Source organism: Kocuria coralli, assembly GCF_008831305.1.
Taxonomy (GTDB): domain Bacteria; phylum Actinomycetota; class Actinomycetes; order Actinomycetales; family Micrococcaceae; genus Kocuria; species Kocuria coralli.
Window position 1 is genome coordinate 145,095 of sequence record NZ_ML708610.1, and the last position, 11,800, is coordinate 156,894.

The window sequence follows — 11,800 nt, forward strand, 5'->3', positions numbered from 1 at the left end:
ATGAGGCCCCTGGCCGGTGGAAACACTGGTCAGGGGCCTTTTGCTTGCCGTGTTCAGTGCGGTCCTGCAACGACTCTGCGCCGAGTAGTGAGTTCAGCCGCCCATCAATGCTGATGGGCGGCTGAACTCACTACTCGGCGGGTGGCAGGTCTCCCGCGGCCTCAGACCTCCTGCGAGCCCACGATCTTCTCGCCGTCCTTGGCCGGATTGCCGGAGCCGCCGGACTTCAGCGCGGCCAGGCGGGCCTCGAGCTCCGACTGGCGGCCCAGCTCCTCGAGGGATTCGAACTGCGCGTCCAGCGACGAGGCCGCGAGCTCCTGCTGACCTGCCACGCGCGCCTCCTCGCGGCGGATCTTGTCCTCGAACCGGGACACCTCGGAGAGCGGGTCCATCACGTCGAAGGCCTTGAGGGAGTCCTGGACCGCGGCCTGCGCGGCCACCGTCTTCTGCCGCGCGTTGAGCTCGTCGCGCTTGGCCGAGAGCTCCTGCAGCTTGCCGTGCATCTTGTTCAGCCCGTCCTTGAGCTGGCCGACCACACGGGTCTGGGTCTCGATCTGCGGTTCGGCCGAACGGGCCTCGGACTCGTGCTGGATCTGCCGTTGGAGGGCCACCCTGGCGAGGTTGTCGAACTTGTCGGCCTCCCCGCTCTGCCCGGCGGCACGCAGCTGATCGGCCCGGGTCGAGGCGGCGAGGGCCTTGTTGCCCCACTCCTCGGCGTCACGGACGTCCTCGGCGTGATCCTGCTCGAGGAGCCGCAGCTGCCCGATGGTGGTGGCCACCGCGGACTCGGCCTCCCGGATGTTCTGCGTGTAGTCCCGGACCATCTGGTCCAGCATCTTCTGCGGATCCTCCGCGGAATCGATCAAGGCATTGATATTGGCCTTGGCCAGCTGCGCGACGCGTCCGAAGATCGATTGTTTGGCTGTCATGGGTTCATCCTTTCCAGATGGTGTGGTTCATGGGTGTGGTCGACGGCAGAGGTGCTTCGTCACGGGCGGGCATCAGAAGTCGAATCCGCCGAGATCGCCCAGCCCGCCCAGAAGCTCCCCGGGGTCGAGGGCATTGCCCAGGTTCTCCCCGAAGCCCCCGCTGAAGTGGTCCGTGATGTGGTGGGCGGCGTCATCGTCACCGAGACCGTCGAGCATCGACCCGAGCAGGATGCCGCCGAGTACCGCCCCGCCCAGCCCCGCGGCGTTACGGCCCGCCCCGCCGGCACCGCCGGCACCGCGGAGGTCTCTGCGGTTGCCCCTGGGACGGCCGCTTCCACCCCAACCGGAGCCGCCCCAGCCGGAGCCGCCCCAGGAGCCTCCGAAACCCCCGCCCTGGAAGCTGCTGACGTCCTCCTGCGCCTCCTGGCGCGCGCTACCGGCCAGGCGGATGGCCTCGTTGGCGTGGTTCAGGGCCGTGGACGGCTCGGTGTTCCTCAGACGCTGAGCGTCCGACAGGTGCCGCTCGGCCTCGGCGAGGTGCGTGCGGGAGCCGGAACCGACGCCGCCGCGCCTGCCGGACAGGTAGTCGTGGGCCTGGGTGACCGCCGCCTGGGCCGAGACCATGGTCCGGTCCAGCGTCGCCCGCGCGGCCCGATCGCGTTCGTGTTCCTCCCGCAGGCCGCTCAGGGCCTTCTCGAGTTCGGTCGAGACCACGGAGAGCCGATGGGACAGAGCCAGGGGGTCGAAAGTCCCCGCGGCCAGCTCGGCCTCGATCCCGGCGAGCACCGAGCGGACACCGGCCGCCGTGCCGGTGAGCTCGGTGCGCATGGCCACCTGAGCGGTGGCCTCGGCCTCGGCGACATCCCGGTGGGCGATGGCGATGGCGTCTCGCAGGGATCGTTCGGCTTGCTCGAGATCCCGGGCGCCCCGGTCGATGGAGCCGATCAGCTCACTCGCCTGGGCCACGGCCTGTTCCGCGGCCCTGACCTCCAGGACCGCCTCCGAGCGGTTGCCGCCGTCCACGTGCCCGCGCGCCTCTTGTGCGGCAGTGTCCACGAACTCCAGGCGGTCCCGGGCCTGATCCAGGTTGTCCGGCAGGGTCTGCCACGCGGAACGCGAATAGCGCTGCGCCAGCCTGTCGAGGGTGGCCCCGGCGGCCTCGAGCTGCGGTTGCAGCGCCGTGGCCGCCGCAACCGCCTCGTCCAGTGCGCGAGGCACGTTGGTCTCCATGGCTCGCAGCTGGCTGAAGGAGTCCCGTTGCTGGGCCAGTGGCTGCCTGGCCTGCTGGCACCGCGCGAGGATCTCGCCGATCCACGCCCGCTGCTCGGCCTCGGTGTCCGGGATGGAGTCCTCGAGTTTCTGCTGCAGCGCGAAGGACTGCTGCAAGTGCTGCTTGGCCTGCTCGAGAGCCTCCTGGTACGGCGCGACGGCCTCGTCGCCGAACTGGAGCTGCGCGAAGGCCAGCTCCTCCTGCGCGGACTGGACGGCGTTGTCCGTGGCGATCAGGGCCTCACCCGCCCGTTTGTGCAACTCGGGCAGCGGGACGGCGGATTCCGCCGGAGCGGTATGGCGCTGCTCGGAGGCCACCGGGACGCCACCCGGCCCGTAGCGCTGGTTCGGGTCCGCCGCGGCCCGCCCGGCGGGGGAGTTGTTCCGGCGACGGCGACGAGACCATGCGATCGACCCGGCCGCGGCGGCGATGGCTCCCACCCCGGCGAGGCCGAGTGCGCCGAAGGCCAGACCGCCGTTCGAGGCGGCCGCCCAGGCAGGAGAGGCCTGCCAGGTGAAGACGCCCACCAGGGCCGCTGTCCGCGCGGCACTGCCCCATGGGCGGGCGGACGACGGGCGCTCTTCCGGCTGGGACGCTGCAGGCGTGCTCATGGTGAGAGTCTACTGAGACCGTATGTGCGCATCCCTCGTCTCCGGCTGGATATTCGCCGTGGACGTATTGCGCGGTCCCGTCAAAGCACATGAGGGCCGGGGACATCGGGCACCATGGAGACCGGGCACCATGGTGGCAGCGTGGATGCAGCATGGACGGGGCCGATCCCCGGCCGTCGTCCCTGCTGCTTCGTCGTTCACCGCGGTCATCGATGCAACCCCCGGTGACCCGTCATGCGGTACACAGCCTGGACACAGCAGGACGGCGATACTTGGAGTCAGCCCCCACCGATGTGATGAATGAGGAGTCACGTTCATGAGCGACGGTCGACAGCCGTACGATCCCGGCCAGCAACCCCAGGCCGGTGGAGATCCGTACGGGCGCAACGACCCGTACGGTCACGGCCAGTACGAGCACAGCCAGTACGGTCACAGCCAGTACGGGCAGCCACAGGGAGACCAGCCGCCCGTGGTCAACCAGAACCCCTATGCCCAGAATCCCTATGCCCAGGACTACGGCACCCAGGGGGCGCCCCCGCCCGAGGGAGACGACCCGAAGGGCGCAGCCAGAGGCGGGGTGGGACGCAAGACCCTGGTGGCGGGAATGCTCATCGCCGCGCTCGTGGGTGCCGGCACCTACGGCCTGGTGGACGTGGCGACCGGCAACGACAACGCCCTGACCTCTACCACGCAGGGGGCCAGCTCGGAGCTGATCGTCAACAACGAGGACTCCGTCAACGCCGTCACGGCGGCGGCCGCCAAGGCCTCGCCGTCGGTGGTCACGGTCTCCTCCGTGGCCGGCAACCAGTCCGGGTCCGGCTCGGGCGTCATCCTGGACGATCAGGGGCACATCCTGACCAACACCCACGTGGTCACGCTCGACGGTCAGAGCAACAACCCGTCGCTGGAGGTGCAGCTGTCCGACGGCACCGTGACCCAGGCCTCGGTGGTCGGCACCGACCCCCTGTCGGATCTGGCCGTGATCAAGATCGACGCCGACGGCCTGGTGCCTGCCGAGATCGGCGACTCGTCGAAGCTCAACGTCGGTGACACCACCATCGCGATCGGAGCCCCACTGGGGCTGTCCGGCACCGTGACCGACGGCATCCTCTCGACCGCGGACCGCACCATCACGGTCGCCTCCTCCGCGGTCCCGGACACACCGACCGAGGGGGACACCCAGGACCAGAACGGTGGCTGGAGCGACTTCTTCTTCGACTACGGCCAGGGGACCACGCAGGGTCAGACCGAGTCCGTCTTCCTCAACGTGCTGCAGACGGATGCCGCGATCAACCCCGGCAACTCCGGAGGCCCCCTGGTGAACACCGACGGCCAGGTCGTGGGCATCAACGTGGCCATCGCTTCGGCCGGCTCCTCCAGCTCCGCAGAGGATGCGGCGGGCAGCATCGGCGTCGGCTTCGCCATCCCCATCAACACGGCCGACCGCGTCGCCCAGGAGATCATCGACAACGGCGAGGCCACCCACGGCTACCTCGGCGCCACCGTCTCGGCCTCCGCCGCCAACGACGGCCAGAGTCAGACGTTCTCCTCGGGCGCCGTCGTCCAGTCGGTCGAGAGCGGATCGCCGGCCAGCGACGCCGGGCTGCGCCAGGGCGACGTGGTGCGCAGCTTCAACGGGCACACCATCCAGGACGCGAACGAGCTCACGGCCGCCGTGCGCGAGCTTCCCGCCGGCGGGAAGGGCGAACTGGTCTACGTCCGCAACGGTGAGGAGCACACCATCGAGGTGACCGTGGGCAACGCCGACGACGCCTGAGGCCGATCGGTCACTGCTGTCGCGCAAACCTGACGAACGGTCGATCCGATCGCCCATCAACGCCGATGGGCGATCGGATCGACCGTTCGTCAGGTGTCAGGCCGGTTCACCCGGCTCCCGTGAACTCCAGCTGCCGCCACGCCTCGTAGACGGCGATCGAGGCGGCGTTCGCGAGATTCAGGGATCTGCGGGCGGGGAGCATGGGGATGCGGACCTCGGCGGTCACGTGCGGGTCGTTCTTGTGCTCGTCGGAGAGGCCTTCGGACTCCTTGCCGAACATCAGGACGTCGTCGTCGCTCCAGTCCACGTCGGTGTGGGCCGTGGTTCCCGTGGTGGTGAACGCGAAGACCCGGCGCGGTTGCAGCGCCTGCCACGCGGAGTCCAGATCGGGGTGGACGGTCAGGACCGCCAGGTCGTGATAGTCCAGCCCCGCCCGGCGCAGATGGGCGTCGTCGAAATTGAATCCGATCGGTTCCACGATGTGCAGTTCCGCGCCGGTGACCGCAGCCAGCCGGATGGCGTTGCCGGTGTTTCCGGGGATCTCGGGTTCCACAAACAGGATGCGCAGCATGACTGGAGAGTCTAGGCGGCTGCAGGGGCGGCAACCGGCAGGGACCGGATCAGCCCACCCGGTGGCGCAGCATGAGCATCGAGCCGTCGCGCAGCACCTGCAGCAGTTCGGCCGGACGGGCCGTTCCCGCCCGGCCGTGCATGATGCGCTGTCCCGCGCCGCCTGCCAGAGCCCCCGCCACGCTCAGGTGCAGCTCGGCGACCCGGCCGGCGTCGAACCACTGGCTCAGCACGCTGGGCCCGCCTTCGCACAGCACCCGCGTCATTCCGCGCCGGGCGAACTCCTGATGGACCGCGACGGGATCAGCGCCCGGCCCGTCTCCGGCGACGACGACCTCGGCCACCTCCGCCAGTTCCCGGACGGCGTCGGCCGGTGCCTCCGTTCCGGTCAGGATCAGCGGCCGGACGGGCGCCTCCGCCAGGAACGGATCGTCGGCGCGCAACTCCAGGCGCGCGGAGAGCACGGCCAGCACCGGGTGATCGGAGAGCCCTTGCCGGCGGCGCCACGCCACGGATCCGGCCGAGACCCGCAGGCCCCCGTACCCCTCCTCCCGCAGGGTGCCGGCCCCGACCACGACGACGTCCGCCACGCTGCGGTTCAGGTCCATCAGGGCCTGGTCGACGGGGGAGGACAGCCCGCCGGATACGCCGTCGAGCTGTGCCGACCCGTCGAGCGAGGAGATCATCATGGCCACGGCGCCGTCCGCGACGTCGGGCCAGGCGGCCAGGTAGTGCTCGCGCAGCTCGCCGAGCTCCACGGTCGCCGGGTCCGGCCACAGGCGGTCGACGAGCATGGCTCGGTGCCCGGAGGGCTCCGGGTGCGACTGCGGATCATTCATTGCGTTCTCCCATGTTGTGGCGCAGGGTCAGAGGCTCGCGCAGTCCCATGATGGCGGCCGCCATGTCCAGGGCCCGCCGCGAGGCGAGGGCATCGTGCATGCGGAAGACCCGCGCTCCGGCGAAGGCGCAGGCCACGGCCGCCACCAGCGATCCCTCGCCCCTCTCGTCGCGGCCCAGGCCGAGGGACTCGCCCACGAAGTCCTTGTTGGACACCGCGGCCAGCACCGGATGACCCAGGGCGGCGATCTCCCCGAGACGCCGGGTCAGCTCCAGCGAGTGCAGCGTGTTCTTGTTCAGGTCGTGGCCGGGATCGACCAGCAGCTGCTCCTGGCGCAGCCCGGCGTCCACGGCGGCCTCGATCCGTGAGGCCAGGAACCGGGACACCTCCGCGACCACGTCGTCATAGACCGGACGCGGGACGGCAGTGCGTACGCGCCCGGGCGAGGTGGTGCGGGAGTGCGTGATGACCAGATGGGCGTCGTGCTCGCGGACCACCGCGAGCATCTGCGGATCGGACAGTCCCGTGGTGTCATTGACCACGTTCGCCCCCGCTGCGAGGCACGCATCCGCCACGGAGGCGTGGAAGGTGTCCACGGAGATGATCGCCGAGGGCCGGGCGGCCCGGAGGCCCTCCACGACCGGCAGGACCCGTCGTTCCTCCTCCTCGGCGGGCACGCTGTCCCCGGGGGAGAAGGGGACGCCGCCGATGTCCACCCAGTCGGCGCCGTCGTCGACGGCCTGCACGCCGGCCGCCACCGCCCGGTCGAGGGCGAACGTCCTCCCGCGGTCGTAGAAGGAGTCCGGAGTGCGGTTGACCACGGCCATGACCAGCAGGTCCGTCCGGAAGTCCACGGTCCGGGTCCCCATGCAGCGGACGGGGGCCACGAAGTCGGGGAAGAACGCCGGTGCGTAAGCACCTGGCGTAGGGGGCGCCGAGGCATGGGGAATCGAGGCATGGGGAATCGGGGCACGGGGGAGCTGAGGGGGCGGAGGCATCACGTGGCCCAGGCTACCGGCGCCCCATGGGCTGCCCCGAGGCTCCTACACTGGCCAGATGCCCGTTCCCGCAGCCCAGCAGCCGCCCCGGCAGGTCTACCTGGACCATGCCGCGACCCACCCCGTCCTCCCTCAGGCCGTCGCGGCCATGGTCGGGCAGTTGGAACGCGGAGGCAATCCCTCGGCGATCAACGCCACGGGGCGCCGGGCCCGCCGGATCCTGGAGGAGAGCCGGGACCGCATCGCGGCCGCGGTGAACGCGGATCCCGTCGAGGTGATCTTCACCTCGGGAGGGACCGAGGCGGACAACCTGGCGGTCAAGGGCCTGTTCGGGCACCGGCACGGCGAGGACCCCGGACGCACCCGGGTGATCGTCTCGGCCGTGGAGCATCCCGCCGTGACGGAGAGCGCCCAGTACCTGGAGGCCCACGGCGGGGCGAGGGTCGAGTACCTGCCCGTAGACGAGTTCGGCTTCACCGACCCCGCCCGGTTGCGGGAGCTCATCGCCTCCGACCCCGGCGGCGTCGCACTCGTGGCGGTCATGTGGGCCAACAACGAGATCGGCACGGTCCAGCCCATCGCCGGGCTCGCCGCCGTCTGCCACGAGTTCTCCGTGCCGCTGCACGTGGACGCCGTCCAGGCGGTGGGGGCCCTGCCCGTGGACGCCCACCTCCCGGGGATCGCCACCCTGGCGATCTCCGGGCACAAGCTGGGGGCTCCCGTGGGATCCGGGGCGCTGATCGTGGGCAGATCCGTGGGGCTGACCCCCACGATCCACGGCGGCGGCCAGCAGCGGGCGCTGCGCTCCGGGACACTGGACGCTGCCGGGGCCGCGGCCTTCGCGGCCGCCGTGGACACGGTCTCCCAGGACCTCGCCGGTGAGTCCCGGCGCCTGGCCGCACTGCGCGACGAGCTCATCCGCGGCGTACGCGCGGCCGTCCCCGAGGCCGTCCTGCGCGGAGCCGAGGACACCGGGCATGACGGCCTCCGGCTGCCGAACAATGCGCACTTCACCTTCCCGGGTTGTGAAGGGGACTCGATCCTGTTTCTCTTGGACGGCGCCGGCATCGCCAGTTCGACGGGTTCGGCCTGCTCCGCAGGGGTGCCGCGGCCCTCGACGGTGCTCCTGGCGCTGGGTCTCGACGAGGACACGGCCCGTGGGGCGCAGCGCTTCACCCTGGGGCACGGCTCCACCCGTGACGACGTCGAGGCCCTGCTGGCCGTCCTGCCCGAGGTCTACAGCCGGGCCAGGACCGCGGGAATGGCCGGGCACACTTCGTCGTTGCGATAACGGGAGACAGCCGGAGACCACCATGAGAGCAGTACAGGAGAAGCCATTGCGCGTGCTCGCAGCCATGTCCGGAGGCGTGGACTCCGCCGTCGCGGCCGCCAGGGCCGTGGAGGCGGGCCACGATGTGACCGGGGTCCACCTGGCGCTGAACCGCATGCCCGGGACCCTGCGCACCGGCTCACGGGGCTGCTGCACGGTCGAGGACTCCAACGACGCGTGGCGGGCCGCGGAGCGGCTCGGCATCCCCTTCTACGTATGGGACTTCTCGGAGCGGTTCAAGGAGGACGTCGTCGACGACTTCGTCGCCGAGTACGCCGCGGGCCGCACCCCGAACCCGTGCCTGCGCTGCAACGAGAAGATCAAGTTCGCCGCGCTGCTCGAGAAGGCCATGGCGCTGGGGTTCGACGCCGTGTGCACGGGCCACTACGCCAACGTGGTCGTCGTCGACGGGCATCCGCAGCTGCACCGCGCCGCGGAGGACGCCAAGGACCAGTCCTACGTGCTGGGCGTGCTCGACGAGACGCAGCTGAACCACTGCATGTTCCCCCTGGGCGACACCCCGTCCAAGGCCGAGGTCCGGGCGGAGGCCGAGCGCCGGGGGCTCTCGGTGGCGGCCAAGCCGGACTCGCACGACATCTGCTTCATCCCCGACGGCGATACCCGCGGCTGGCTCGCCGAGCGGATCGAGCTGGAACCGGGGCGCATCCTGGACCCCGAGGGCAACGACCTGGGCCAGCACGACGGCGCGCTGGCCTACACGGTGGGCCAGCGCAAGGGCCTGCGGATCGGCCGGCCCGCGCCCGACGGCAAGCCGCGTTTCGTCCTGGAGATCCGCCCCAAGACGAACGAGGTCGTGGTCGGCGCCAGGGAGCAGCTGGCGGTACGGACGATCCGCGGCATCAGGACCTCGTGGGCCGGGCAGCCCGTGGCGGAGTTCGCCGGCTTCCTGACCGACGCCTCCTCGGCTGCGGCCGGAGCCCGGTCGCAGGCCATCCGCGTCGAGGTGCAGGTCCGCGCCCACGGCGAGTCCCTTCCGGCCACCGCGTGGCTCGAGACGGCCGAGGACGACGAGACCCCTTCCGGCCAGGAGACGACGGCGGACGCCGGAGCGACCCGGATGGAGTTCGTCATGGTTCTGGACGAGCCGCTGAAGGGCGTCGCCCCCGGGCAGTCGGCCGTGGTCTACGACGGGACCCGCGTGCTGGGCCAGTCGACCATTGACACGGCCCGCGCGACGGCTGCTCTAGGATCGATCGCATGAGTGCATCCGAGAAGGCCATGGAGGAGCTGCGTTCGATCCGGGGGACCATCGACAACCTGGATGCGGCGCTCGTGGGGGTGCTGGCCGAACGTTTCAAGGCCACCCAGCGCGTCGGAGAGCTCAAGGCCCGCAACGACCTCCCCGCGGGGGATCCCGGCCGGGAGAAGCAGCAGATCGAGCGTCTGCGTCACCTGGCCGCCGATGCCCAGCTGGATCCGGAGTTCGCGGAGAAGATCCTGAACTTCATCATCAGCGAGGTCATCCGTCATCACGAGCGGATCGCCGAGGAGCACCGCACGGGCCAGGACGCGTGAACCGGGCCCGGCACGACCCGGCCGGCCGCGGGGATCTCCCCGATCGCGACGGTGACGGCGAGACCACGCGCGCGACGGTCCTCGCCGGGCTGCCCGGCGAGGACATGGTCGAGGCCATCACCGTCCTGCGAGGCGAGCTGGGGGCTCCGCACCGGTCCGTGCTGCCGATCCTGGCCGCGCGGTCCGACGTGGCCCATCCGATCCCTCGTACCGTGAGCGTGCTCACCGATCTGTGGTGCGACCTGCAGCCCCACGGCTGGCGGCTCACGCGCCACGACGGCAAGGAGGCGCGGGCGGCCGGGTCCCTCGTGGCCGGCGACGTCAACGCCCTGGCCGACGTCGTCGGCGCCGAGAGCGACGGCGACCGGGAGCCCGTGACGGTCACCCTCCTCGGGCCCGTCTCTCTGGCCGCCGGCCTGCACCTGCACAACGGGGAGAAGGCGCTCCTGGACGCGGGTGCCCGCCGGGACCTCGCCGTCTCCCTGGCGGACGGCCTGCGAGCCCACCTGGAGGCCGTCGGCACGGCCGTGGAGAACCGTCCCGTCATCCTGCGCCTGGAGGAGCCGCAGCTGCAACGGGCACTGGACGGCACGATCCCCACCGCCAGCGGCTACCGGACCCTCCGGGCGCTCCCGCGGTCCGAGGCCGACGGGGTGCTGCACGAGGTGGCCCGCGCCGCGCGGGACGCCGGTGCCGCCGGGGTGGAACTCGTGCTGCCGGAGGATTCCGACCCGCGAGAATACGGGGACGGGACCTTCGACCTCCTGTACCTGGAGCGACCCGGGAGGCCGGCCGCCGAATGGGAGCCGCTGGCCGTCGTCGTCGAGCGCGGAGTGCGGGTCGGGCTGCTCCTCGGCGAACTCAACGCGGAACCGGGCAGGAACCGCGCGTCGACGGGGGAGCTCGTGGAAGCCATCGTCCGGCCCTGGACGGAACTGGGACTGGCGAAGGGGCTGCTCAGCCACCAGATGGTCGCCCCGGCCCGCGGACTCGAGAGCCGAACACCGGCGATGGTGCGGCGGGCCCTCGCTCGTGCCACGGACCTGGCTCACGGCCTGCACCAGTCCGCGCAGGACTCTTGAACCGTCCGCCGGTTCGGCCGGACCGGCCCAGGAGCCATACCATGGTGCCGTCGACGATTTGCGGGCGCACATACCGGGCGTCATGCGAACATAGCCGAGTGACACGCGCGTACGGAGCGAGGCGCGACGGACCCGGAACCGGCCGGCGGTCCCTGACGATGGAGGATTGGTGAACGCACACATCTTGGTCGTTGACGACGACGCTGCCCTGGCGGAAATGATCGGCATCATCCTCAATGCCGAGGACTACCAGACGACCTTCTGCGCCGACGGGGCACAGGCGGTCCAGGCCTTCCACGACTCCCAGCCCGACCTGGTGCTGCTGGATCTGATGCTGCCCGGCAAGGATGGGATCCAGATCTGCCGTGAGATCCGGGCCACTTCCGACACGTCCATCGTGATGCTCACGGCCAAGTCGGACACGGAGGACGTGGTGCGCGGGCTGGAGGCCGGCGCGGACGACTACATCCCCAAGCCCTTCAAGCCCGCCGAGCTCCTGGCCCGCGTCAAGGCCAGGCTGCGGCCGGGGTCGCGTGCGACCAACAACGAGCTCGAGGTGGGCGATGTCACGATCGACATCACCGGCCACCGGGTGATCCGCGGCTCGGAGGAGATCGCGCTCACGCCACTGGAGTTCGAGCTGCTGGCCACCCTGGCCCGGGCCCCCGAGCAGGTCTTCTCCCGTGAGATGCTGCTGCGCGAGGTGTGGGGCTATCAGCACGCCGCCGACACCCGCCTGGTCAACGTCCACGTCCAGCGCCTGCGCTCCAAGATCGAACGGGACCCCGAGAACCCGCACATCGTCGTGACCGTCCGCGGCGTCGGCTACCGGGCCGGCCACCCCGAGCGGCACTGAGGC

At 71.0% G+C, this 11,800-nt stretch carries 11 protein-coding genes; 6 read left to right on the forward strand and 5 right to left on the reverse strand.

The genetic code is table 11. From position 1 onward, the window contains the following. Positions 1–161 precede the first annotated feature (161 nt). Positions 162–929 (reverse strand): PspA/IM30 family protein, encoded by a 768-nt coding sequence (locus tag FCK90_RS00640; RefSeq protein ID WP_158032379.1) that lies wholly within the window; start codon positions 927–929, stop codon positions 162–164. 72 nt (positions 930–1,001) lie between these two features. Further along, positions 1,002–2,810: a coiled-coil domain-containing protein gene (locus FCK90_RS00645; protein ID WP_158032380.1), complete on the reverse strand. Its 1,809-nt coding sequence runs from the start codon at positions 2,808–2,810 to the stop codon at positions 1,002–1,004. Positions 2,811–3,126: 316 nt separating this feature from the next. Here FCK90_RS00645 and FCK90_RS00650 point away from each other — a divergent pair, with 316 nt between their 5' ends. Next, complete coding sequence (locus FCK90_RS00650) at positions 3,127–4,587, forward strand: S1C family serine protease (RefSeq protein WP_158032381.1); 1,461 nt, start codon at positions 3,127–3,129, stop codon at positions 4,585–4,587. A 106-nt stretch (positions 4,588–4,693) separates the two neighbouring features. Here FCK90_RS00650 and FCK90_RS00655 read toward each other — a convergent pair whose 3' ends face one another. The 3 genes from FCK90_RS00655 to folP are packed head-to-tail and all read right to left on the reverse strand — an operon-like array spanning position 4,694 to position 6,993. Continuing rightward, positions 4,694–5,158, reverse strand: a complete 465-nt coding sequence (locus FCK90_RS00655; protein WP_158032382.1) for a tRNA (cytidine(34)-2'-O)-methyltransferase — start codon at positions 5,156–5,158, stop codon at positions 4,694–4,696. A 49-nt stretch (positions 5,159–5,207) separates the two neighbouring features. Further along, on the reverse strand, positions 5,208–5,996 hold the full coding sequence (locus tag FCK90_RS00660) for a dihydrofolate reductase family protein (protein ID WP_158032383.1): 789 nt from the start codon (positions 5,994–5,996) through the stop codon (positions 5,208–5,210). After that, positions 5,989–6,993, reverse strand: a complete 1,005-nt coding sequence (folP, locus tag FCK90_RS00665; RefSeq protein ID WP_158032554.1) for a dihydropteroate synthase — start codon at positions 6,991–6,993, stop codon at positions 5,989–5,991. Before folP ends, FCK90_RS00660 begins: the two co-directional genes overlap by 8 nt. Before the next feature lie 58 nt (positions 6,994–7,051). On the opposite strand from folP, the gene FCK90_RS00670 reads away from it, so the two are divergent. The 5 genes from FCK90_RS00670 (at position 7,052) to mtrA (ending at position 11,797) form a co-directional block, all read left to right on the forward strand. After that, complete coding sequence (locus FCK90_RS00670; RefSeq protein WP_158032384.1) at positions 7,052–8,284, forward strand: cysteine desulfurase family protein; 1,233 nt, start codon at positions 7,052–7,054, stop codon at positions 8,282–8,284. Positions 8,285–8,330: 46 nt separating this feature from the next. Beyond that, positions 8,331–9,545, forward strand: a complete 1,215-nt coding sequence (mnmA, locus tag FCK90_RS00675) for a tRNA 2-thiouridine(34) synthase MnmA (RefSeq protein WP_158032555.1) — start codon at positions 8,331–8,333, stop codon at positions 9,543–9,545. Then, positions 9,542–9,859 (forward strand): chorismate mutase, encoded by a 318-nt coding sequence (locus tag FCK90_RS00680; protein ID WP_158032385.1) that lies wholly within the window; start codon positions 9,542–9,544, stop codon positions 9,857–9,859. Before mnmA ends, FCK90_RS00680 begins: the two co-directional genes overlap by 4 nt. Further along, a complete protein-coding gene (locus tag FCK90_RS00685; protein WP_158032386.1) occupies positions 9,856–10,941 on the forward strand; it encodes a uroporphyrinogen decarboxylase/cobalamine-independent methonine synthase family protein in 1,086 nt (361 codons plus the stop codon). Before FCK90_RS00680 ends, FCK90_RS00685 begins: the two co-directional genes overlap by 4 nt. Before the next feature lie 169 nt (positions 10,942–11,110). Continuing rightward, positions 11,111–11,797: an MtrAB system response regulator MtrA gene (gene mtrA, locus FCK90_RS00690; RefSeq protein WP_158032387.1), complete on the forward strand. Its 687-nt coding sequence runs from the start codon at positions 11,111–11,113 to the stop codon at positions 11,795–11,797. Positions 11,798–11,800 lie beyond the last annotated feature (3 nt).